The organism is Paracoccus sp. PARArs4 (assembly GCF_947311865.1).
GTDB classification, from domain to species: Bacteria; Pseudomonadota; Alphaproteobacteria; order Rhodobacterales; family Rhodobacteraceae; genus Paracoccus; species Paracoccus zeaxanthinifaciens.
The window spans coordinates 44,746-68,510 of sequence record NZ_CAMZMW010000001.1 but is presented as its reverse complement, the minus strand read 5'-3'; the positions used below and the strand labels follow the sequence as shown (position 1 = coordinate 68,510).

Sequence of the window (23,765 nt, the reverse complement as noted above, 5' to 3'; positions counted from 1 at the left end):
CAGGGGCTAGGGCGCGATCATGGCACGCGCACCCCTTCTGCAATTGAACGACATATCGCTGACCTTCGGCGGCAACCCCGTGTTCGACGGGCTTTCGCTGACGGTCCAGCCCGGCGACCGGGTGGCCCTGGTGGGCCGCAACGGGTCGGGGAAATCCACGCTGATGAAGGTCATGGGCGGCCTTGTCGAACCCGACAAGGGCGAGGTGGTGCTGTCTGCCGGCGTTTCGACCGGCTACATGGAGCAGGACCCCGACCTGTCGGGCTTCGAGACGCTTGGCGAATTCGCCCGCGCCGACCTGCCCGAGGCGGAATCCTATCGCGTGGACATGGCCGCCGAGGGGCTGAAGTTCGACCCGAACCGTCCCATCGATACCGCGTCGGGGGGCGAACGCCGCCGCGCCGCGCTGGCCCGTCTGCTGGCGCAGGCGCCCGAGCTGATGCTGCTGGACGAGCCGACGAACCACCTGGACATCGAGGCCATCGGCTGGCTGGAGGATCACCTGTCGCAGACCCGCGCGGGCTATGTCCTGATCAGCCACGACCGCGCCTTCCTGCGCCGCCTGACGCGCGCAACGCTGTGGATCGACCGCGGAGAGGTCCGCCGCCAGGAACGCGGGTTCGAGCATTTCGAGGATTGGCGCGAGGCCACCTGGTCGGCCGAGGACGACGCCCGCCACAAGCTGGACCGCAAGATCAAGGCCGAGGCCCGTTGGGCGGTCGAAGGCATCAGCGCGCGCCGCAAGCGCAACCAGGGCCGCGTCCGCGCCCTTGCCGCGCTGCGTGCCGAACGCAGTTCCCAGATCCGCCGACAGGGTGCCGCCGCGATGGCGCTGGAAAGCGGTCCGACCTCGGGCAAGAAGGTCATCGACGTGCGCGGCATCGCCAAGACCTTCGGCGACCGGGTGATCCTGCGCCCCTTCGACCTGCTGGTGAACCGCGGCGACCGCATCGCCTTCGTGGGCCCGAACGGCGCGGGCAAGACCACGTTGATCAAGATGCTGACGGGCGAGGTCGCGCCGGACGAGGGCTCGGTCACGCTCGGGACCAATCTCGAGGTCGCGATCTTCGACCAGACCCGTTCGGCGCTGAACCCCGACCAGACGCTGTGGGACGCGCTGACGGGCGACCCGGAGATGCGCGTCTCGGGGCGGTCCGACCAGGTGATGGTGCGGGGCGTGCCGAAGCATGTCGTGGCCTATCTCAAGGATTTCCTGTTCGACGAGGCGCAGGCCCGCGCCCCCGTCCGCAGCCTGTCGGGCGGCGAGAAGGCGCGCCTGCTGCTGGCCCGCCTGATGGCGCGTCCCTCGAACCTGCTGGTGATGGACGAACCGACGAACGACCTGGACGTCGAGACGCTGGACCTGCTGCAGGACCTGCTGGGCGAATATGACGGCACGGTGCTGCTGGTCAGCCACGACCGCGATTTCATCGACCGCGTGGCGGACACGACCGTCGCGATGGAGGGCGATGGCCGCGCCACCGTCTATGCCGGCGGCTGGAGCGATTACCGCGCCCAACGCCCCGAGGCCGAGCCCGCCGTCCAGCCCGCCGACAAGCCCGCGAAACCGGCCGCCACCCCCGAGAAGCCCAAGGCGGCCAAGCCGCAGGCGGGGCTCAGCTTCTCCGAGAAGCACCGGCTGGAGGCGCTGCCCGCGATCATCGAGCGGCTGGAGGCCGAGATGGCCAAGCTGTCCGAGTTCCTGGCCGACCCCGAGCTGTTCCAGAAGGCCCCCGCCAAGTTCCAGAAGGCGACCGAGGCCCTGGCCGAACGTCAGCAGGCCCTGTCGGACGCCGAGGAGGAATGGCTGACGCTGGAGGAAAAGGCCGCGGGCTGACCCGCGATTGCTTGACTTTCGCAGTCGAATGCGCGATACGCGCCGGACCGGCCGGGCTTCTGCCTTGGCCGGTCTAATGTTTTCAATGACATCCCGAAGGGGATGCGCTGTCCAAAGGCGGGGAATCCCCACTCAATGCCGGTTCGCCGGGGCCGAAGGACGCGGTTGACGAAGGAAGAAGCGATGTTCGCGGTTCTGAAGACTGGCGGCAAGCAATACAAGGTGCAGGCGGGTGACGTCCTGCGCGTTGAGAAGCTGAACGCCACGGCTGGTGAGAAAATCCAGTTCAACGAGATTCTGATGGTCGGCTCGACCCTGGGCGCACCGCTGGTCGAGGGCGCTTGCGTCCAGGCCGAAGTGATCGACCAGATCAAGGCCGATAAGGTCATCACCTACGTCAAGCGTCGCCGCAAGCACAGCTCGCAGCGCACGCGTGGTCACCGCCAGCAGCTGACGCTGGTGCGCGTGACGGACGTGCTGGAAAACGGCGCCGACAAGACCGGCGTCAAGGCCGCAACCGGTGGCCGCACCCAGGCCGTCGAAGCCTAAGGAGGACTACCCATGGCACATAAGAAAGCAGGCGGTTCCTCGCGCAACGGTCGCGACTCTGCCGGTCGCCGTCTTGGCGTGAAACTGTTCGGTGGCCAGGCCGCCATCGCGGGCAACATCATCGTGCGTCAGCGCGGCACCAAGTGGTGGGCGGGCGAGAACGTCGGTATGGGCAAGGACCACACCCTGTTCGCACTGACCGACGGCCACGTGTCCTTCCGCAAGGGCCTGAAGGGTCGCACCTATATTTCGGTCATGCCTGCCGCGCAGGAAGCTGCCGAGTAACCCGGGCGTAACATTTCGATGTTAGAGGGGGGATCGGCGAAAGCCGGTCCCCCCAGCCGTTTTCGTAACAAGGTATTGCCCGGAGATGATCCGGCGCCAGTTTCCGGGGGAGGAAACATGGTAATGTCTGCACCCATGAGGGAGGGTTCGCGGTTGGATGACCTGAAGCCCGTCGATGCCGCTGCCCTGACGCAGCCGGTGATCCCTACCGATCGCTTCGTGCTGCGCCCGCTGCGCCCGTCCGATGCCGGCCTGATCGCGCATTACACCGGCGATCGCCGCGTGGCCGAAGGGACGCGCGCCATTCCGCATCCGTTGCCGCCCGGCAGCGCCGACAGCTTCGTCGCGCGCGCCCTGTCGACCGACCGCGACGAGGATGTCTGGGCCATCGACGGTTCCGCCAACAACCTGGCCGAGGTGCTGGGCGTCGTCTCGCTGACCCGGATGGAGGGCGAGCAGTCCGAGCTTGGCTTCTGGATCGGTGCGGGCTTCTGGAACACGGGCTTTGCGACCGAGGCCGTCGCGGCCATCGTCGCGGCCAACCCCCACAAGGCGCGGACCCTGTTCGCCGAGGCGTTCCAGGACAATCCCGGTTCGGCCCGGGTGCTGACCAATTGCGGGTTCGCCTATCTGGGCGATGCCGAAAGCTGGTCGGTCGCACGCAATGCGCGCGTGCCGACATGGACCTATCTGCGCAAGATGGGCTGAGGGAAAGGGGCGCCGGGCGCCCCTTTTTCACATCCGCGACCGGCCCCTTCTTGCAGAGTCCGCAATTCCGCCTAGATAGCGTGGATGACGCAGCACATCCCATATTCGCTTCTCGATCTTGCGCCGGTCCCCGAAGGGTCCGAGGCGCGGGACGCGATCGCGAACAGCCTCGATCTCGCGCGGCACGCCGAAGGTTGGGGCTATCACCGTTACTGGCTGGCCGAGCATCACAACATGGAGGGGATCGCCAGCGCCGCGACCGCCGTGCTGATCGGCCTGATCGCGCAGCAGACGTCGCGGATCCGCGTCGGTGCGGGCGGCATCATGCTGCCGAACCACGCGCCCCTGACCGTGGCCGAGGCGTTCGGCACGCTGGCCACGGCCTTTCCCGACCGGATCGATCTTGGGCTGGGCCGCGCGCCGGGGGGCGATCAGTCCGTGATCCGCGCCCTGCGCCGCGATCCGATGGCGGACAGCTTCCCGCAGGACGTGGTCGAACTGATCGACTATCTGGGGCCGAAGCAGCCGGGCGCCGCCGTGCGCGCGCTGCCGGGCGAGGGGACCGAGGTGCCGGTCTGGATCCTGGGCAGCAGCCTTTTCGGGGCGCAGCTCGCCGCGCATCTGGGGCTGCCCTATGCCTTCGCCAGCCATTTCGCGCCCGACGCGCTGGAGCAGGCGCTGCATGTCTATCGCAGCCATTTCCGCCCCTCGGCCCGTTGGCAGAAGCCCCATGCGATGGTCGCGGTCAACGTCTTCGCCGCCGATACCGCGACCGAGGCCGCCCGCCTGCGCACCAGCATGCAGCAGGCCTTCGCGCGGCTGCGCACGGGTCAGACGGGCAAGTTCCCGGTTCCGGTGGACGATATCGACGCGGCGATCGGCGCGCCCATGCGTCGAGCCGTGGACCAGTCGCTGCGCGTGACCGCCTGCGGCACCGCCGACGACATCCGCGACCAGCTGGGCCGCATCATCGCGGAATACCGGCCGGACGAGCTGATCCTGACCGGTCAGATCCACGACCACCAGGCGCGGCTCCACAGCTTCCGCATCGCGTCCGAGGTGCTGTCGGACATGCCTGCAAGCAAGGCGGCATGACGAAAAAAGGCCCCGGCGCGATGCCGGGGCCTTCGTCGTTTCAGCGGGTCGTCGCGATCACTCGCGGTTGCCCATGAACTGCAGCAGGAACATGAACAGGTTCAGGAAGTCGAGATACAGGCGCAGCGCACCCATGATCGCGGTCTTGCCGATGAAGTCGCTGTCCGAACCGGCCATCTGCAGATAGGTGTTCTTGATGTTCTGCGTGTCATAGGCGGTCAGGCCCGCGAAGATCAGCACGCCGATCACCGAGATCGCGAACTGCATCGCGCTGGACTGCAGGAAGATATTCACGATCGACGCGACGATCAGGCCGATCAGGCCCATCATCAGGAACGTGCCCAGACCCGACAGGTCCTTCTTGGTCGTATAGCCATAGATCGACAGGCCGCCGAAGGCGATCGCGGTCACGAGGAAGGTCTGCACGATCGACACCGAGGTGTAGACCAGGAAGATCGAGCTGATCGACAGGCCCATCAGGGCCGCGAAGGCATAGAACAGGCCGGTGGCCGCGCCGACCGACAGGCGGTTGATCGCGGCGCCGAAGGCGAAGACCATCAGCAGCGGCGCGAACATGATGACCCATTTCAGCGGCGAGCTGTAGATCGCATAGCCCAGCTGGGTCAGCTGACCGTCGTTCACGGCTGCGGTGGCGATGCCATAGGCCGCGACGGCGGTCACACCCATGCCCACTGCCATCAGCCCATAAACCTTGTTCATGTAGGCCCGCAGGCCTTCGTCGACCGCCGCCTGGCGGGCGCCGACGCCCTGCGCGGAGCGGTAGGTGTTGTAGTCTGCCATCGAAGTCTCCCTAAGCATGAATGGCGCGGGTGCGCCTTGTGCTTGAATATCGTGCGGAACGCGGCGCTTTTCAACTGACAGAGGCGTCAGGTCGCGCTTTTCAGAAGGTGATGACCAGTTTCCCGACACTGCGCCTCTCTCTCAGCATGGCAAAGCCCTCGGCGATGCGGTCGAGGGGCAGCGTCTCGCCGGTGACGGGGCTGAGATTGCCGGCGCGATACATCGCGAACAGGGCCTCCATGCTGTCGGACATGGCGTCGGGGTCCAGATCGCGATATCCGCCCCAGTAGAAGCCGTGGACCGCGATGTTCTTGACCAGCGCGTGGTTCAGCGGAAGCTCGGGCGGGCGACCCGCCGCGAAGCCGATCAGCAGGAACCGCCCCCCGCGCCGCAGGGCCCGGAACGCGGCCTCGCCCGGTTCGGCCCCCACGGCGTCATAGACGACATCGACGCCGCCCATGTCGCGCAGCGCGGCGCGCAGGTCCGTGCATTCGGCGCTGTCGATGACCTCGTGCGCGCCTGCGGCCTTGACCACGGCCAGCCGGTGCGCCCCGCGGGCCACGCCGATCACCCGCGCGCCCATCGCGCGACCGATCTCGACCGCGGTCAGGCCGACCCCTCCGGCGGCCCCGAGGACGACGAGCGTCTCGCCCGATTCAAGTCGCGCGCGACCTGACAGTGCCATGTGACTTGTCCCATAAGCCACATGGAAACCGGCAGCCTCGGCAAAGCCCATCTCGTCGGGGATGCGCTGGACCGCGGTTTCGGGAACCGCGACCTCTTCGGCCATGGTGCCGGGGGCCGCGACGATCACCCTGTCGCCCGGCGCGACCGATGCACCCTCGGGGGCGTCGACGACGACGCCCGCACCTTCCAGGCCCGGCACGAAGGGAAGCTCCTCACGCTCTTGATACTTGCCCTGCGCCTTCAGCAGATCGGCGAAATTCAGGGCCGACGCGACCATGCGGACATGCACCCTGCCATCCCCCGCGGCGGGGCGCGGGACCTGCCGCAGCACCGGATCGCTGCCCGCTGTTTCGATGACGGCTGTCCGAATCATGACGCGTTCCTCCCTTTGCGGATATCTGACCGGGAACGAGGCAGCCTGTCGAGATGCTGTACGAAAGGTCACCTTCGGGCTGTCCGGACCTGTCTTTTTGGTCAGAATGGGACGCCTTAACCAACATGACACTCGCTAATTGAGCCTCGTCGGGTTACCGCCTCTTTAGATTGAAAGGGCTGGACGATGAAGCACAGTGTAGATGTTCATGTTGGTAAACGTATTCGCCATCGCCGCTGGATGATCGGTATGACGCAGCAGCAGCTTGCCGATAAGGTCGGGATCAAGTTTCAGCAGATCCAGAAGTACGAGACGGGGATGAACCGCGTCTCGGCTTCGCGTCTGTGGGATATCGCCCAGGCGGTCGATGTCCCGGTCAGCTTCTTCTTCGAAGGGCTGATGGAGGGCGAGATCCCGGATATCGTCGAAGGCGATATCTTTGCCGACAAGGAGGCGCTGCAGCTTGTGCGCGCCTATTACACCATGCCGGCCGCGCAGCGCCGCCAGATCTTCGAACTGGCAAGGGTGCTGTCGGACGCAGCGTGATCTGACCGGGGCCCGCGCATCGTCGCGGGCCCCGTCACATCCGCAAGATGAAGCCACGGCGACAGTCGCGCCGGATGGCTGGTCCCCGCAGCCGGGACGGGTTACACCGATCCGAACGGCAGCGAAGGGGGCCCTATGCACAGCATGACCGACAGCATCGAGGGGCATGACAGCGCCCTGCTGATCCGCACCGCCCATCGCATGGCCGATGCCGCCCGCGCGGCGATCCTGCCCTTCTTCCGCAGCGATGATCTTGCCGCCGACAACAAGCGCCCCGCCGATTTCGACCCCGTGACCGAGGCCGACCGCGCCGCCGAACGCGCCATGCGCGAGGTGCTGGCGACCGACCGCCCCGATGACGGCATCCTGGGCGAGGAATACGGCGCGCTTGCCGGCACCAGCGGCCTGACCTGGATCCTGGACCCGATCGACGGCACGCGCGCCTTCATCAGCGGCGCGGCCAGCTGGGGCGTCCTGATCGGGCTGTCGGACGGGCAGGGGGTCCGCTATGGCCTGATCGACCAGCCCTATACCGCCGAACGGTTCGAGGGCGGGCTGGGCCAGGCGCGGATGACCGGCCCGATGGGCGAGCGCCGCCTTGCGGTCCGTCACGGCGTGGACCTGTCGCGGGCCACGCTGCTGTCCACCTTCCCCGAGATCGGCACCCCGCCCGAGGCCGCCGCGTTCCGCCGCGTGGCCGACCGGGTGCGGCTGACGCGCTACGGTCTGGACTGCTATGCCTATGGTCTGCTGGCCATCGGACAGATCGACCTTGTGATCGAGGCCGGTCTGCAATCCTATGACATCGCGGGGCCGCTGGCCGTCGTGCAGGCGGCGGGCGGGATCGTCACCGACTGGCAGGGCGGTCCGGCGCATGAAGGGGGGCAGGTCATCGCCGCCGCCAGCCCCGAACTGCACCGTGCCGCGCTTGAACTTCTGCGCGGCTGATCTGTTGGGCCGGTAACGCAAGACAAGAGGGACATCATGGCCGAAGAACAGATCCTGGACCGTCAGGACGACCGCGACGAAGGCGATTTCGGCCCGGGCCCCGAATGGCTGGCCCGCGTCGACGAGGCGCTGGAGGCGGGCGACGCCCAGACGCTGAACGCGGCGTTGGAGCCGATGCACGCCGCCGACATCGCCGACCTGATCGAGCGGCTGACCCCGAGCGGTCGCAAGGATTTCATCGACCTCTATGGCGGCGAGATCGACGGCGAGATCCTGTCCGAGATCGACGAATCCATCCGCGAGGAATTCGTCGAGATGCTGCCCCGGCACGTCCTTGCCGAGGCCGTCCGAGAGATGGACAGCGACGATGTCGTCGACCTGATCGAGGATCTGGACGAACCCGACCGCGCCGAGATCCTTGCGGCCCTGGACGAAAGCGACCGCGCCGCCGTCCAGCAGTCGCTGGCCTACCCCGAATATTCCGCGGGCCGCCTCATGCAGTCCGAGGTCGTCACCGCGCCCGAACACTGGACCGTGGGCGAGACGATCGACTTCCTGCGCGCCGAGGAATGGCTGCCCGAGCAGTTCTATCACATCATCCTGGTCGATCCGCGCCGCCATCCCATCGGCTATGTCACGCTTGGGCGCCTGCTGGCGACGCGGCGCGACGTGGCGCTGCGCGACCTGGCCGAGGACAGCTTCCGCACCATCAGCGCCTATGCCGAAGAGGGCGATGTCGCCTATGCCTTCAACCAGTACCACCTGATCTCGGCCCCGGTGGTCGATGCATCGGAGCGGCTGGTCGGCGTCATCACCATCGACGACGCCATGACCGTCCTGGACGAGGAACACGAGGAAGATATCCTGCGCCTTGCGGGCGTGGGCGAGGAATCGGCCATCACCGACAGCGTGGCCGAGACGCTGCGCCAGCGCCTGCCCTGGCTGATCGTGAACCTGGCGACCGCCATTGCCGCATCGCTGGTCATCGCCGTCTTCGAGGCGACGATCCAGCAGGTCGTGGCCCTGGCCGTGCTGATGCCCATCGTCGCCTCGATGGGCGGGAACGCGGGCACGCAGACGCTGACCGTCGCCGTGCGCGCCCTCGCCACCAAGAGCCTGAGCGGAAGCAATGTCTGGCGCGTCGTCAGACGAGAGGCGATCGTGGGCCTGCTGAACGGCCTGGCCTTCGCGGTCGTCATGGGGATCGTGGCCTTCATCTGGTTCGACGGCGTGTCGCTGGCCGCGGTCATCGCCGTCGCGATGATCGTGAACCTCGCCATCGCGGCGCTTGCGGGCATCCTCGTGCCCCTGGGGCTGGAGAAGGTGGGCGCCGACCCTGCGCTTGCCTCGGGGACCTTCGTGACGACGGTGACCGACGTGGTGGGCTTCTTTGCCTTCCTCGGGCTGGCCTCGGCGGTGCTGCTGTGACCACGAAGGCCACGCTGCGCGCCCAGGCGCTGGCGGCTCGCGCGGCAGGCGGCGACGCGGATGCGCTGACGCGGCACCTTGCGAATGCGCTGCTGCCCTTCCGGCGCGGCGTCGTCGCGGCCTATTGGCCCATCCGCGACGAGGCCGACCCCCGGCCCGCGCTGCAGGACCATCAGGGCGTGCTGGTCCTGCCGGTGGTGACGGGCCGCGACCGGCCGCTGGTCTTTCGCGAATGGCAGCCCGATGCGCCGCTGGTGCGCGGCGATTTCGGCGTCTCTCATCCCGGTCCGGATGCGCCCGAGATGCGCCCCGACGTGGTGATCGTCCCGCTGGCGGGGTTCGACGGGCAGGGGAACCGGCTGGGCTATGGCGGCGGCTTCTACGACCGGACGCTGGAACGGCTGCGCGCGCAGGGTCCGGTGCTGGCGATGGGCCTGGCATTCGCCTGTCAGCGCGTCGAGGCGATTCCCGTCGAGCCCTTCGATCAGCCGCTGGACCTGATCGTCACCGATGCCGGTGCGGTCTTTCCCGAGGCTGCTGGCTAAGCCCTGCAAAAACCTGCCGATTGTGACGTTTTTGCATCGGCTGTGAGCAAGCTGTGGGCGGTTTTCGCGCAACCCTGTGGATAAGCTGAGGGCGGGTTTCGGCACCCCCTTGGTTTTGCGCGGAAATCGCCGCTTGCCCCCTGTTTTCCCATCCGTGATCGCCTTGTCCTGTGGGCGAATCCCCCTTCGTCCCTGTCAATGGCGGGGCGCGCGATACGGGGCAAATAAAGCGGTTGAAAGGCCTTAATGCGCGCGCCACCTTGGGTCAAACAGCCCAACCGGCACAAGATGTGGTGGCGATTCGAGCCGCAGCCACATGCGAATTCGATAGGACCGAAACGGATGGCCATGCCCTCCGATCCCCGCGTCATGCGCGCGGGCCGGTCTGTCGCGCGGGCGCGATGCAGGAAGGATGGCGCAAACCATGCAGATCGAACGTCGCTTCTCGAACGACCTCGCGGGGCCATGGGCCGATATCGCGCTGGTCGCGCATCTGTCCGACAAGGGCGACGTGCTTGCCCCATCCCACTGGTCCGCGATCCAGGTCGATGCCCTTGCCGGCTTGCTGGCGCGCGGCGTCGTGCCATCCGAAATGCAGCGCATCCCCGAGGATGGCGTTCCCGAATTCCTCTGGCCCTCGCGTTCCGCGCCTGGGGCGACGTTCGGTGATGAGGGCGGTCTGCCCGAGCTGATCGAGCGCATTGCAGGGGCACTGACCCATCGCGCATGGAAGGCCGGAACGCTGGCGTCGGAATCCTTCGCGCGCGCCTTTCTGGACGACATGACGCGCATGATGGCGCAGGGGATGGCCGCGCCTGTGGCGGGTCTCTGGGACGGGTTCGGCCTTGCCTGGGCCTATGGCGCCGATGAACCCGCGCGCCCGGACACCGACACCACGCTGCGCTTTGCCGATGACGCGCCCCTGATGGCCCCGCTGCAAGAGGCCGACCGTGCGCGCGCCGCCCTGATGCGCGGTGCGGCGATCCGCAGGCCGGGCATCCACGCAGTCTGCGACGTGACCCACCCCGAGGCCCGCCGCTTCATCGACTGGAAGCTTGACGAGGAACGCAAGCTCTCGGCGCTGATCGCGGGGTCGCGGATGCAGCGCGACCGCCTTGGCGCCCTGGCCGAGGCTGCCCGCACCGGTACCGAACCCGCGCTGAGCCAGGCCCTGCGCGATGCCCGCCGCGCGATGATCCCCGAAACGCAGGTTCAGCGCGTGCTGGATCATGCGCGCCAAGGCTTCGCCTCGACCGAGCTGCCGGTCTTCGACGACGACTGGGACGGCGAGGGCTGGGCCAGCGTCACCGGCCAGCAGACCGAGTGCACCCTGCGGTTGGGCGACGGCTTCCTGCGCGCCATGCAGGACGGCGAAGATGCGGGCCTGTGGGACCGCATCGGCGATGCCGCATGGGCGACGGGCGATCCCGCGCTGGAATTCACGGACAATATGCCCCCCTTTGCGGGGCGGGCCGATCTGTCCGCGCATCTGTACCTGCCGGCCTTCTGTCAGGGCGGCCAGTTCGACCACCAGGGGCTGGCCCATGCCACCCGCCTGACCGCGATCGCGCAGCACGCCGCGGACCCGCAGGCCGATCACCTGGCGATCGGCCCCGTGGGGCTTGGTGCCGTGCTGATGTCGATGGGTCTTGCCTATGGATCGGACGAGGCGCGCACGCTTGCGACCGAACTGAGCGCGGTCGTCGCGGGTGCGGCGTGGGAGACCTCGGCCCGCATCGCGGCCCGCACGGCCGAGGGGACCGCGTTCGGCACCCACCGGCGGGCGATGCTGCGCATGCTGTCGGATCGCGCCGATCAGCGCGGCCCGGCGCAGGCCGTCTTCCGCAATGCGCTGGCCCTGGCCCAGGCATCGGGCCTGCGTCACGGACAGGTCTGCGCCGTCCGCCCCTCGGGCGATCTGCGGCTGCTTCTGGGCTGGGAGGCCGACGGCATCGAGCCGCTTCAGGCGCTGGTCCATCATGTGCCCGACGCGGATGGCGCGCATCGCCGCGTCATCGCGCCCGCGGTTGCCGCAGGGCTGGGCGCCCTGGGCTATCCGACCGATGCGATCGCGCGGATCGCGACCCATGCGACGGGTCACGGCACCCTGCTGGGCAGCCCCGAGATCGGCCACGCGGCCCTTGCGGGCCACGGCTTCGGCCATGACCAGATCGACCGGATCGAGGCCGCGCTGCCGGACGCCTTCGACATCCGCTTCGTCTTCAACCAGTGGACGCTCGGGCAGGAATTCTGCCGCGACATCCTGGGCATTCCGCAGGACCGGCTGGACGATCCCGGCTTCGACATGCTGGCGCATCTGGGCTTCTCGGCCCGCCAGATCCAGGCGGCGAACGCCCATGTCTGCGGCGCGATGACGGTCGAGGGTGCCCCCGACCTGGACCCTGCCGACCTGGCGGTCTTCGACTGCGCGCAGGCCGTCGGGCGCAACAGCATCCGCCGCATCCACCCGGAGGCGTCGATCCGCCAGACCGCCGCCGTCCAGCACGCGCTGTCGGGCGACGTGCAGCGCCGGACCGTCGTGCCGCATGCGACCGGCATCGCCCAGATCCAGTCCCTGTTCGAGCTGGCGCATGACCTGGGCCTCTGGCAGTGCCGCATCCAGCGCGAGGGGTCGCGCCTTTCCGCCCATGTCGCCGAGGTCGAGGACGATATCCTGCCCGACGCCCCCGCACCCGTCCGCGCGGGCGCGCTGGCCGAACGCATGGCCGAGCGGATCGTCGTCAAGGAGGCCGCCCGCAGCGATCGCCGCAAGCTGCCGCAGCGCCGCAAGGGATATACCCAGAAGGCCAGCGTCGGCGGGCACAAGGTCTATCTTCGGACCGGCGAATACGATGACGGCTCGGTCGGAGAGATCTTCATCGACATGCACAAGGAGGGCGCGGCCTTCCGGGCGATGATGAACAACTTCGCCATCGCCGTGTCGGTCGCGCTGCAATACGGCGTCCCGCTGGAGGAATTCGTCGATGCCTTCACCTTCACCCGCTTCGAGCCTGCCGGCCCGGTCGAGGGGAACGACAGCATCAAGACGGCGACCTCGGTCCTGGATTACGTCTTCCGCGAACTGGCGGTCAGCTATCTCGACCGGACGGACCTGGCGCATGTGAAGCCCGAGGGGGCGCGCTTCGACGACCTGGGCGGCGGCCGCGCCGAGGGGCGGCGCACGCCCGAACGCCCCGAGCCGAAATCGCTGACGATGCTCAAGCAGATCAGCAGCGCCGGCTACCTGCGCAAGCGTCTGCCGCAGGAGCTGATGGTGCTGCAGGGCCGCGCAAGCCTGCGCCACCACGCCTGCAGCATCTGCGGCGAGGCGACCTCGGTCGGGTCGGACGGCGCGCCGCATTGCCCGATCTGCGACCGCGAACACTGAGCGTCCGGCCCATTCCGTTCGAAACATTGCGATAAAAGGTGACGGATTGCCTTTTGTCCGCGCATGGTTCGGGGCTATCCTGCGCGGGTGGCCCCTGCGGGGGCCGCGCATGTAAGCGTTGTTGACGCGCGGGCCGCGCAAAGAGGTTTGTCATGAGTACGATCACCCCGGTTCTGATGGCTGGAGGTTCCGGCACGCGGCTTTGGCCCGTTTCCAGAAAGAGCTTTCCCAAGCAATTCGCCCAGCTGATCGGGGATGAGACGCTGTTCCAGGCCTCGGCCCTGCGCCTGTCGGGTGCGGGCTTCGCCGCGCCGGTCGTGATGACCAATTCCGATTTCCGCTTCATCGTGGCCGAGCAGCTGGAACAGGCCGGGATCGAACCCGGGCGCATCGTGATCGAGCCTTCGGGCCGCAACACCGCGCCCGCGATCCTTGCCGCCGCCCTGCTGCAGGCGCAGACCGACCCCGAAGGGCTGCTGCTGGTCGCGCCCTCGGACCACGTGATCCCCGATGCGGACGCATTCCGCGAAGCGGTCGAGACGGGCGCCGTCGCCGCCCGCCAGGGCCGGATCGTCACCTTCGGCATCACGCCCGATCGCCCCGAGACCGGCTATGGCTATCTCGAACTGGGCGGCAACGGCCCCGAAGCGGTCCAGCCGCTGACCCGCTTCGTCGAGAAGCCGGACGCCGCGCGCGCCGAGCAGATGCTGCAGGCGGGCAATTTCCTGTGGAACGCAGGGATCTTCCTGTTCAGCGCGCGCGTCATGATCGAGGCGTTCAAGGCCCATGCCCCCGAGTTCATCAAGCCAGTCACCCGCGCCATCGATGAATCGCATGTCGACCTGGGCTTCCTGCGCCTTGCGCGCGCAGGCTGGGACAGCGCCCGCGACGACAGCATCGACTTTGCCGTGATGGAAAAGGCAGGCAACCTCAGCGTCGTGCGCTTCTCGGGGCGCTGGTCGGATTTGGGCGGTTGGGACGCGGTCTGGCGCGAACAGCTGGACGGGCAGGCGGGGGGCAACGTCGCCTGCCGGAACTCGACCGCGATCGATTGCGACGACGTGCTGCTGCGCTCCGAGGATTCCGATCTGCAGGTCGTGGGGATCGGGCTGAAGGACCTGATGGTCGTCGCCACCTCGGATGCGGTGCTGGTGGCCGACAAGTCGCGTGCGCAGGATGTGCGCAAGGCCGTCACCGCGCTGAGGGAGAAGGGCCACAAGCAGGCCGAATCCTTCCCGCGCGACCATCGCCCCTGGGGCTGGTTCGAGACGCTGGCCCTTGCCGACCGCTTCCAGGTGAAGCGCATCGTCGTCAAGCCGGGCGCCGCGCTGTCGCTGCAAAGCCATGTCCACCGGTCCGAGCACTGGATCGTGGTCAATGGCACCGCCCGCGTCACCGTGGACGATCAGGTCACCCTCGTGACCGAGAACCAGTCCATCTATGTCCCCCTGGGTGCCGTCCACCGGATGGAGAATCCGGGCAAGGTCCCGATGGTCCTGATCGAGGTCCAGACCGGCAGCTATCTGGGCGAGGATGACATCATCCGCTACGAGGACGTCTATTCCCGCTCGAGCGAGGATTGAGGCGCTGCCACGGGGACGATCCGGGGCAGGTTCCTACCGATCCGTCCGACAGGCCGCAACACGGGTTGCGGGCTGTCGGACGTTTTGACCATGATCGGAACATCCCGACGTGACGCATGATCCGTCGGTCGAGTCCCAGCTGATCGCCCGGGCTGTCAGGCGGTTTTCTTCACAGGATGGTCCTTGAGATGAGGGTGCCAATTGGCCTCATCTAGCAGCAGGCAGTTGAAGGGACCTGACCTGATCACCAGGCCCGGCCCGGGTCGTCATCGACTGGTTAAGGGCGCGCTAACCGGACGAAGGGGCAGGGCATGCCCGCCCCTTCGTCCGTCAGGGATCACATCGTCTCGCGGATCTGTTCGACCGTCGAGGCGATGCCTGCGCGCGGAACGCCGCGCAGCAGCTGATCGCCGATGACGAAGCTGGGCGTCCCCTGGATGCCCATCTTCTGCGCCAGCTCGTAATTCTTGCGCAGGATCTCGGTCACGGCGTCGTCCTGCATGCCCGCGATGGCCTTGTCGGCATCCACGCCGATCTCGTCCGCGATCCCGCGAAGCGCGTCGTCCGAGGCGCTGCTGCGCAGGGTGATCAGCGCGTCATGGGCGGCCTTGTAGGCATCGTCCCCCGCAAGCGCCTTGACCGACAGCGCGAAGCGGCTGGAGCGTTCGCTATCCTCGCCGAGGATTGGAAATTCCTTCACGATCAATCGGATATTTCCATCATCCTCGACGGCGTCGAAGACCGATTCATTGTATTGGCGGCAGACGCCGCAGCGATAATCCATGAACTCGACCATGGTCAGATCGCCGTCCGGATTGCCGCCGACCCAGCTGTGATCGTCCTGGAAGATCGCCTCGCTGTTCTGGGTGATCAGCTGCTGGTCGTCCATCGCGGCGGTCTGGGCCTGGCGTTCCTCCAGCGCGGTGATCGCCTCGACCAGGGTTTCGGGATTGGCCACGAGGTATTCGCGAACGGCCTCGCCGAAGGCTGCCTTTTCTTCGTCGGACATGGACTGGATGTCGAAGGACAGGGCGGGGCCTGCCAGTGCGGTGCCCATGACAAGGGCGGCGATCATGCGCTTCATCTGCGAACCTCTGGTCGTTTCGCGACAAACAGTGGACCGACCTGTCCGGCGGCGCAAGCAGCCTGCGAACACGGCGGCGTGACCGATGCCGCAGGAAGGTGCTTGGCCCCGCGGGTCCTGTCGCGCTATCAGGGCAGCCAAAAGAACCGAGGTCCGAGCATGCGCAAATCCGATCGGGGTCAGGTGGACCCCTTCATCGTCATGGACGTCATGGCCGATGCCGCCCGCGCCGAAGCGGCGGGCCGCCACATCATCCACATGGAGGTCGGCCAGCCCGGCACCCCCGCGCCCGAAGGTGCCCGTCGCGCGCTGGCCGACGCGCTGGACGCGCCGCTTGGATACACGGTCGCGCTTGGGCTGCCCGAATTGCGGCAGGGGATCGCGGACCTTTATCGCCGCTGGTACGGGATCGATCTGGACCCCGCGCGGGTGGTCGTGACCGCGGGCAGCAGCGGCGCCTTCGTGCTGGCGTTCTCGGCCCTGTTCGAGGCGGGCGACAAGGTGGCGATGGGGTTCCCCGGCTATCCCAGCTATCGCCAGATCCTGCGGGCCATGTCGCTGGACCCGGTCGGCATCCCGACCCGCCCCGAGGACCGCTTCCAGCCGCGACCGGAGGATCTGCCCGATGCGCAGGGCCTGATCGTCGCGTCGCCCGGCAACCCGTCCGGCACGGTGCTGACCGTTCCGGAACTGCAGGCGCTGTCGGATGCCACGAAGGCGCGCGGCATGACGCTGATCTCGGACGAGATCTATCACGGGCTGTCCTATGGCGATCGCTGCCATTCCGCGCTGGAAGTGACGGATGACGTGATCGTCATCAACAGCTTCAGCAAGTATTTCTCGATGACGGGCTGGCGCGTGGGCTGGATGGTGGTGCCGCCCGACATGGTCCGCACATTCGAGCGTCTGGCCCAGAACATGTTCATCTGCCCGCCCCATGCCAGCCAGATCGCGGCCCTTGCCGCGCTTGACTGCATCCCCGAGGCCGAGGCCAACCTTGCCGTCTATGCCCGCAACCGAAGCCTGATGCTGGATGGGTTGCCCAAGGCGGGCTTCGACCGCATCGCCCCGCCCGAGGGCGCGTTCTACGTCTATGCCGACGTGTCGCACCTGACCGACAATTCGCTGGACCTGGCCCGAGAGATCCTGGACGGCGCGGGTGTCGCGGTGACGCCGGGGCTGGACTTCGATCCCGACCGCGGAGGGCAGTGGCTGCGCTTCAGCTATGCCCGCGCGACCGAGGACATCGCCGAGGGTCTGCGCCGCCTGACGGACTTCATGGCCGCAAGATGAAGGCGCTTGCCGCGATCCTTGCGCTGGCCATGGCGGTCCCTGCCATGGCCGAGGATGCCCGCCTGCTGACGGGGGCGTCATCCATCACGCAGGCACCCGACGGCTGGTGGCAGCGCGTCTTCGGCCCCCAGCCGCTGGAGTTCCGGCTGGTGCTGGACCGCCCCGTTCCGTGGCGCGTCTTCCTGGTGGGCGATCCGGCGCGCCTGGTCGTCGATGTCAAGGGTATAGACTTTCGCGGAAGCAGCCCGAAGGGATTGTTCGGGAACGATCTTCTTCCTGCGATACGATGGGGCGCCTTCCGTCGCGGCTGGTCGCGCATGGTGTTCGAACTGCCTGGCCCCTTCCGCGTGACCGAGGCCGGAATGGATGTGGGCGGCGCCGAGGCGGGCCTGCGCATCCTGCTGGATCCTGTCTCGGACGAGGCCTTCGCGCCGCGCCCCTCGGCCGCTGCCGCGCTGCGCAATCTGCCCGACCCCGCCGAGATCGTTCCCTTCGAACGCGCCGACGGTCTGATCGTGACGCTGGATCCCGGTCACGGCGGCTTCGACCCCGGCGCCCAGGCCGGAGGAGAGACCGAGGCCGTCCTGGTGCTGACCTTCGCGCAGGAACTGCGTGACGCGTTGCAGGCGCGCGGCGTGACGGTGAACATGACGCGCGATCGCGACGTCTATGTCGGGCTGGAATCGCGCATGACCACGGCACGAGAGGCGGGCTCTCACCTGATGCTGTCGCTGCATGCCGACGCGTTGCCGCGGGGGCAGGCGGCGGGGGCGACGGTCTATGTCTGGGACACCAAGGCCAATGCCCGCGCGGCACGGCAACTGGGGATGCGCCACGACCGCGCCGACCTGCTGACGGGCATGGACCTTGCGGGCGAGGATGACGCGTTGGCCCATGTCCTGATGGATTTCGCGCGCACCGACACGCAGCCCCGATCGGACGCCTTCGCGCGGCTGTTGGCGTCGCGCATGGCGCTGAAGGGCATCGGGCTGCATGGCAGGCCCATCCAGGGGGCCGCGTTCTCGGTGCTGAAATCGCCCGACATCGCCTCGGCGCTGCTGGAGCTGGGCTTCATCAGCGACCCGAACGACCGGCAGAACCTGACCGATCCGGCATGGCGCGCCCGCATGGTCGAGGCGGTGGCCGACGCCACGCTCGGATGGTGGCGGGACGAGGGTGCGCGGACGCAGCTTCTTCGACGCTGACGTGCTTTGACCGTCCGGGCGAAGGGCGGTATAGAGACCTCACCTGCGTTCACAAGGCGGTTATTGCGTGCTGCGTCCCATCCTGTCCTTCTTCGGTGCGATCTTTTCCTGGGTCGTGACCGGTCTGTTCTTCGCCGCGCTGACCGTGGGCGGGATCTTCTGGATCTACAGCCGCGATCTGCCCAGCCACGAGACGCTGGCCCAGTATGCGCCGAAGACGATCAGCCGCGTCTATTCCGGCGAAGGTCAGCTGATCGACGAATTCGCCGAGGAGCGCCGCATCTTCGTCCCGGTCGAGGAGATCCCCGACCTGGTCAAGCAGGCCTTCATCAGCGCCGAGGACAAGAACTTCTACAGCCATCCGGGCTATGACCTGCGGGGCATCGTGGGGGCCGCGTGGCAGGCCGTCGCCAGCCGCGGCAACAGCGTGCGCGGCGCGTCCACGATCACCCAGCAGGTGATGAAGAACTTCCTTCTGTCCAGCGACCGCAGCGTCGAACGCAAGGTCAAGGAACTGATCCTGGCCGCGCGGCTGGAACGCACGCTGACCAAGGACGAGATCCTGGAACTGTACCTGAACGAGATCTTCCTCGGGCAGAACAGCTTCGGCGTGGCCGCGGCCTCGCAGGTCTATTTCAACAAGGCGCTGGCCGAGCTGGCCCCGCACGAGGCCGCGATGCTGGCCGCGATGCCGCAGGCGCCGGGGCGGTACCACCCCGTCCGCGCCAAAGAGCGCGTGACCGAGCGGCGCAACTATGTCCTGCGCGAGATGTGGCAGAACGGCTTCATCGACGAGGCGATCTATCAGTCCGAGGCGCGTCTGCCGCTGCGCTCGGTCCAGAACGGCGATTTCCCCTCGGCCGGCAGCCAGATGCCGCCGCGCGACTACTTCACCGACGAGATCCGCCGCCAGCTGAGCCGCGAGTTCGGCGAGGAGGAGTTCTTCGGCGGCGGCCTGACCATCCGCGCCACGGTCGAGCCGAACCTGCAGGACCAGGCCGCATCGGCGCTGCAGCGCGCGCTGGAGGATTACGACCGCGGTCGCGGCGTCTGGCGCGGCACGGGCGAGGTGATCGCCGCCGACCTGCTGGACAATGAGGCCGAATGGCGCGGCGCCCTGTGGGACCTGCGCTTGCCGCGCGACATTCCCGGCTGGCACCCCGCCGTCGTGCTGGAACTGGGCGCAAGCGACGCCCGCATCGGCATCGAGGGGATCGAGGAGGACGCCGACGGCCACTGGATCCCGGCGCGCGACGTGCAATGGGCACGCAGGCTGGATCGCGACAGCGGGCAGCTGGGCCCGCGCGCGCAGGTCGCGTCCGACCTTCTGGAACTGGGCGACGTGGTGCTGGTGCGCGCGATGACCAGCGACAGCGATGGCAGCTTCATCCGCTGGACGCTGCGGCAGGTGCCGCAGGTGCAGGGCGGCTTCATGGCGATGGACGTGAACACGGGGCGCGTGCTGGCGATGCAGGGCGGGTTCTCGTACCAGTCCTCGGTCTTCAACCGCGCGACGCAGGCGCAGCGCCAGCCGGGTTCGGCCTTCAAGCCCTTCGTCTATGCCGCCGCGCTGGACAACAACTATACCCCCGCGACGATCGTGGTGGACGAACCCATCCGCATCAACACGCCGCAGGGCCTGTGGGAGCCCAAGAACAGCTCGGGCCGCCATTACGGCCCGACGCCCCTGCGCACCGGGATCGAACAGTCGCGCAACCTGATGACCATCCGCATCGCCGACGATATCGGCATGGAGAACGTCGCCCGCTATGCCGAGAGCTTCGGCGTCTATGTCAAGCTGCGGCCCTTCCTTGCCAACTCGCTTGGCGCGCAGGAGACGACGCTGTTCAAGATGGTCGCGGCCTATGCGATGTTCGCCAATGGCGGCGAGCGGGTCGAGCCGACGCTGGTGGACCGCGTGCAGGACCGTCGCGGGCGCACCGTCTATCGCCACGACAAGCGCGTCTGCGAGACCTGCGGCATGCAGGCGCTGCCCTTCGGCCAGGGGCCGGTCATCGACAACAACCGCGAACGGGTGATGGACGCGGTCACGGCCTATCAGCTGACCTCGATGATGGAGGGCGTGGTCAAGCGTGGCTCGGGCAAGGGCGTGAACCTGCCGGTGCCGATCGCGGGCAAGACGGGCACCACGAACGACGCCAAGGACGTGTGGTTCATCGGCTATTCCAGCAATATCGTGGCGGGCTGCTATCTGGGGTACGACCAGCCGCGCTCGCTCGGGTCCAGCGCCTATGGCGGGACGCTGTGCGTTCCCGTCTTCAACGCCTTCATGCGCGAGGCCGTGCGCGAGTTCGGCGGGACCGAGTTCAAGGTCCCGCCGGGCGGCTACTGGGTCAAGATCGACCGCGTGACGGGCCAGCGCCTGCCGGACGATGCGACGGGGCCGAACGTCATCAGCGAATATTTCCGCGACGGGACCGATCCGGACTGGCTGTCGCCCTATGTCGTGTCGGGCTTCGGGGACGCCACCGTCATCCTGCCGTGGGAGGCCGGGGCCTCGGGCCGGACGGGGCAGTCGATCACCACCTCGACCGGCCAGAAGCGGGTCATCCCCAAGCGGCCCGATTTCGGGACGATGTCCTCGGGCGGGCTGTACTAACCGTTCAGCAGATCCGCGTGGCCCAGCAGGTCGACGCGGTTCTCCTCGACCCAGGCGAAGCAGTCGCCGATCCGGGCCAGCTCGGGCAGCGGCTCGAACCCGTGGGCGTGCCATACGCTGTCGGGGTCGGCCTGCAGGATGCGGATAAGCGTGGTCGCCACGATCCGTCCGCCCACGCCGGTCAGGCGACCCTGGCCGCCGGCATCGGCCTCTTGCAGGGCATAGAACCACATCGGCGTACGCGTGATCCCCGCATCGGCCAGAACCTCGGGCGCGGGCAGGGCGGGCAGGTCCAGCGCCGCCGCGGCCTGCTGGCCGCTTGCGATCTCCAGCGCGTAGCGGTCGCGCAGGATGTTGCGCAGCGGCAGCTTGCGCGCCAGTTCGACCGGGACTTCGGTGCCGTTGGGCAGGTGCAGGCCGTCATGGATGAAGGGCAGCTCGAACAGGCCCTCGGCCACGCCCAGCCCGACGGGGCGGGCCTTCTGCGCGGGCTGGTGGCTCGACTGGAAGAACAGCCCCATGTCCATCTGGTGTTCCGCCGTCCGCTTGCCGCGATGCCCGAAGATCGAGATCTCGGATCCCGGCGACAGCTGATAGCGGTTCCTGACGGTCGCATGGCCGAAGCGGAAGCAGGCGCCCGAGAACTCGACCGGCATCAGCGGCGCATCGCTGAGATAACCCGCGCCTTCCTTCGCGTCGTAAAGCGCATTCTGCGCCACGAAACCCGGAAGAAAATCGTCCATGACATGCGTCTGATAATGCAATTGGACGAAACGCCGGGCGATTTGATAATCATTTACCGGTATTCTCGCATTTCCCGACCACAGGTCGTTCGAGGTGCCGGCCATCGAGCGGTCGCGGATGTCCGAGGCCATCGGCCCGTTGGTGTGAAGCTGCCGCAGGATCAGGTTGTGCAGGCAGATATAGGCGCCCTGGATCTGGCTGACGAAGATGTTCTCGTCGTTGCGCGGGTCGCCGATCAGCGCCGTGCCCTTGGCGTTGCGCGCCAGGTCCAGGTGATAGTCCGACCGCCCGAACAGCAGGTAGCCCTCGTGGCCCTCCAGCTCGGTATAGAGATGCGGGCTGGCTTCGGGGCCGTCGCCATAGACGCAATCCATGTCCATGTTGGGCGTGCGGATGTTGCGGATGCGACGGGGGTCGATGGTGCGGCCGATGACGCTGGTCACGTCGAAGGTCACGTCGTGGTCGATGAACTGCCCGAAGAAGGTCAGCCCCGCATCGGCAGGCCCGCTCTCGTCATCCAGCCGCAGCGTGTCGATCAGGCTGCCGAAGACGGACAGAAGCACCTGTTCGTCGCCGTGCCAGACAAGCGGGTTGTGGTTCAGAAGGCGACCGAAGACCTGCGGCAGGACATGATCGGTGCTGTTCAGCGCCTCGCCGTGAAGGCAGGCTTCGACGAAGCGGTCGAAACCGCTCATTCCGTGACTCTGATGGGACATGATAACCTCGGAGACATTTAAAAGATCACGGGCCAAAATATAAACGAAATAATAATTGAATCAATTTAAATGTAATTTGATTATCCATAATGGATTAATCCTTTCGGCGCGGCGGCTTCGCCCGGTCTTGCCGCCGGATGCGGGGCAAGCTATGTCTGCCCCTCGCACCAGAAGGGGAATTCCATGCGCGCCGAGACGCAGTCCACAATCGAATCCATCCGTCGCTCGTTGACGCTGCTGGGTCAGCGCATGGACTGGCAGACCGCGCCCCATCGCCTGGAAGAAATGAACGCCATGATCGAGGATGGCGACCTGTGGTCCGACCCGGCCCGCGCGCAGAAGCTGATGCGCGAACGCCAGGCGCTGGCCGACGCGATCGAGACCTATCGCCGGATCGATGCCGACCTGACCGCCAATGCCGAGATGGTCGAACTGGCCGAGGAAGAGGGCGATGCGGACCTGGTCTCCGAGGCCGAGGCGAACCTGAAATCGCTGGCCGAGCTGGCCGCGCAGAAGGAACTGGAGGCCCTGCTGAACGGCGAGGCCGACGGCAACGACACCTTCCTGGAAATCAACGCGGGCGCGGGCGGCACCGAAAGCTGCGACTGGGCGTCGATGCTGGCGCGGATGTATGTCCGTTGGGCCGAGAAGAAGGGCTACGAGGTCGAGCTTCTGTCCGAGACCGGCGGCGACGAGGCGGGCATCCGCAGCGCGGCCTACAAGATCAGCGGGCACAACGCCTATGGCTGGCTGAAGTCGGAATCGGGCGTGCATCGCCTTGTCCGCATCAGCCCCTATGACAGCGCCGCGCGTCGCCACACCAGCTTCAGCAGCGTCTGGGTCTATCCGGTCGTCGACGAGAATATCGAGATCACGGTCCCCGACAACGAGATCCGCATCGACACCTACCGCTCGTCCGGTGCGGGCGGTCAGCACGTCAACACGACCGACTCGGCAGTGCGGATCACGCACATCCCGACCGGCATCGTTGTGACCAGTTCCGAGAAGTCGCAGCACCAGAACCGCGCCAACGCGATGGCCGCGCTGAAGGCGCGCCTGTACCAGATGGAGCTGGACCGCCGCAACGCCGAGATCAACGCCCAGCACGCCGCCAAGGGCGAGGCCGGCTGGGGCAACCAGATCCGGTCCTACGTCCTGCACCCCTACCAGATGGTCAAGGACCTGCGCACCTCCGAGGAAACCAGCGACACGCAGGGCGTGCTGGACGGCGACCTGGATGCCTTCATGGCGGCCACGCTGGCGCTGGATGTTGCCGGGAAAAGCCGCGCCGAGGCCAACGCCGAGGACTGATCCCCCGGCAGCTTGCGTC

The 23,765-nt window shown here is 67.4% G+C and carries 18 protein-coding genes and 1 pseudogene; 15 read left to right on the top strand and 4 right to left on the bottom strand.

Features of this window, described 5'->3' with window-relative positions; all coding sequences use genetic code 11:
* Positions 1-19 precede the first annotated feature (19 nt).
* From QMZ16_RS00365 to QMZ16_RS00345, 5 genes and pseudogenes are all read left to right on the top strand, one after another.
* Positions 20-1,837, top strand: a complete 1,818-nt coding sequence (locus tag QMZ16_RS00365) for an ATP-binding cassette domain-containing protein (RefSeq protein WP_282601665.1) — start codon at positions 20-22, stop codon at positions 1,835-1,837.
* A 183-nt stretch (positions 1,838-2,020) separates the two neighbouring features.
* A pseudogene (gene rplU / locus QMZ16_RS00360) lies at positions 2,021-2,353 on the top strand (50S ribosomal protein L21); the annotation flags it as partial.
* Positions 2,354-2,398: 45 nt separating this feature from the next.
* The gene (rpmA, locus tag QMZ16_RS00355; RefSeq protein ID WP_282601664.1) at positions 2,399-2,671 is read left to right on the top strand and encodes a 50S ribosomal protein L27; all 273 of its coding nucleotides are present in this window, start codon (positions 2,399-2,401) and stop codon (positions 2,669-2,671) included.
* A gap of 153 nt (positions 2,672-2,824) precedes the next feature.
* Positions 2,825-3,379 carry a GNAT family N-acetyltransferase gene (locus QMZ16_RS00350; protein ID WP_022707411.1) on the top strand — a complete coding sequence of 185 codons (555 nt, stop codon included), beginning with the start codon at positions 2,825-2,827 and terminating at the stop codon, positions 3,377-3,379.
* 96 nt (positions 3,380-3,475) lie between these two features.
* Positions 3,476-4,474: an LLM class flavin-dependent oxidoreductase gene (locus QMZ16_RS00345; protein WP_282601827.1), complete on the top strand. Its 999-nt coding sequence runs from the start codon at positions 3,476-3,478 to the stop codon at positions 4,472-4,474.
* Between the two features lie 57 nt (positions 4,475-4,531).
* On the opposite strand, the gene QMZ16_RS00340 is transcribed toward QMZ16_RS00345, so the two are convergent.
* Both QMZ16_RS00340 and QMZ16_RS00335 read right to left on the bottom strand, forming a co-directional pair.
* Complete coding sequence (locus QMZ16_RS00340) at positions 4,532-5,275, bottom strand: Bax inhibitor-1/YccA family protein (RefSeq protein WP_282601663.1); 744 nt, start codon at positions 5,273-5,275, stop codon at positions 4,532-4,534.
* Positions 5,276-5,375: 100 nt separating this feature from the next.
* Positions 5,376-6,335 carry an NADPH:quinone oxidoreductase family protein gene (locus QMZ16_RS00335; protein ID WP_282601662.1) on the bottom strand — a complete coding sequence of 320 codons (960 nt, stop codon included), beginning with the start codon at positions 6,333-6,335 and terminating at the stop codon, positions 5,376-5,378.
* Positions 6,336-6,521: 186 nt separating this feature from the next.
* Here QMZ16_RS00335 and QMZ16_RS00330 point away from each other — a divergent pair, with 186 nt between their 5' ends.
* The 6 genes from QMZ16_RS00330 to QMZ16_RS00305 all read left to right on the top strand — a co-directional run bounded on the left by QMZ16_RS00330 (position 6,522) and on the right by QMZ16_RS00305 (position 14,773).
* On the top strand, positions 6,522-6,881 hold the full coding sequence (locus QMZ16_RS00330; protein ID WP_028725808.1) for a helix-turn-helix transcriptional regulator: 360 nt from the start codon (positions 6,522-6,524) through the stop codon (positions 6,879-6,881).
* A gap of 135 nt (positions 6,882-7,016) precedes the next feature.
* Positions 7,017-7,829: an inositol monophosphatase family protein gene (locus QMZ16_RS00325; protein WP_282601661.1), complete on the top strand. Its 813-nt coding sequence runs from the start codon at positions 7,017-7,019 to the stop codon at positions 7,827-7,829.
* 36 nt (positions 7,830-7,865) lie between these two features.
* A complete protein-coding gene (mgtE, locus tag QMZ16_RS00320) occupies positions 7,866-9,257 on the top strand; it encodes a magnesium transporter (protein ID WP_282601660.1) in 1,392 nt (463 codons plus the stop codon).
* Complete coding sequence (locus QMZ16_RS00315) at positions 9,254-9,802, top strand: 5-formyltetrahydrofolate cyclo-ligase (protein ID WP_282601659.1); 549 nt, start codon at positions 9,254-9,256, stop codon at positions 9,800-9,802. The genes mgtE and QMZ16_RS00315 overlap by 4 nt, the downstream gene beginning before the upstream one ends.
* 424 nt (positions 9,803-10,226) lie before the next feature.
* A complete protein-coding gene (locus QMZ16_RS00310; protein ID WP_282601658.1) occupies positions 10,227-13,190 on the top strand; it encodes a hypothetical protein in 2,964 nt (987 codons plus the stop codon).
* A 152-nt stretch (positions 13,191-13,342) separates the two neighbouring features.
* Positions 13,343-14,773, top strand: a complete 1,431-nt coding sequence (locus QMZ16_RS00305; protein WP_282601657.1) for a mannose-1-phosphate guanylyltransferase/mannose-6-phosphate isomerase — start codon at positions 13,343-13,345, stop codon at positions 14,771-14,773.
* A gap of 337 nt (positions 14,774-15,110) precedes the next feature.
* Here QMZ16_RS00305 and QMZ16_RS00300 read toward each other — a convergent pair whose 3' ends face one another.
* Entirely contained in the window at positions 15,111-15,857 is a 747-nt protein-coding gene (locus QMZ16_RS00300; RefSeq protein WP_022707402.1) for a DsbA family protein, read from the bottom strand.
* 159 nt (positions 15,858-16,016) lie between these two features.
* On the opposite strand from QMZ16_RS00300, the gene QMZ16_RS00295 reads away from it, so the two are divergent.
* From QMZ16_RS00295 to QMZ16_RS00285, 3 genes are all read left to right on the top strand, one after another.
* Positions 16,017-17,150 (top strand): aminotransferase class I/II-fold pyridoxal phosphate-dependent enzyme, encoded by a 1,134-nt coding sequence (locus QMZ16_RS00295; RefSeq protein WP_282601656.1) that lies wholly within the window; start codon positions 16,017-16,019, stop codon positions 17,148-17,150.
* A complete protein-coding gene (locus tag QMZ16_RS00290) occupies positions 17,147-18,355 on the top strand; it encodes an N-acetylmuramoyl-L-alanine amidase (RefSeq protein WP_282601655.1) in 1,209 nt (402 codons plus the stop codon). Before QMZ16_RS00295 ends, QMZ16_RS00290 begins: the two co-directional genes overlap by 4 nt.
* 67 nt (positions 18,356-18,422) lie before the next feature.
* A complete protein-coding gene (locus QMZ16_RS00285; RefSeq protein WP_282601654.1) occupies positions 18,423-20,975 on the top strand; it encodes a PBP1A family penicillin-binding protein in 2,553 nt (850 codons plus the stop codon).
* Here QMZ16_RS00285 and QMZ16_RS00280 read toward each other — a convergent pair.
* Positions 20,972-22,435, bottom strand: coding sequence for a peroxidase family protein (locus QMZ16_RS00280; RefSeq protein WP_282601653.1), 1,464 nt, complete (start codon positions 22,433-22,435; stop codon positions 20,972-20,974). The two genes, QMZ16_RS00285 and QMZ16_RS00280, sit on opposite strands and share 4 nt — an antisense overlap.
* 183 nt (positions 22,436-22,618) lie before the next feature.
* On the opposite strand from QMZ16_RS00280, the gene prfB reads away from it, so the two are divergent.
* Positions 22,619-23,746, top strand: coding sequence for a peptide chain release factor 2 (gene prfB, locus QMZ16_RS00275; RefSeq protein WP_282601652.1), 1,128 nt, complete (start codon positions 22,619-22,621; stop codon positions 23,744-23,746).
* Positions 23,747-23,765 lie beyond the last annotated feature (19 nt).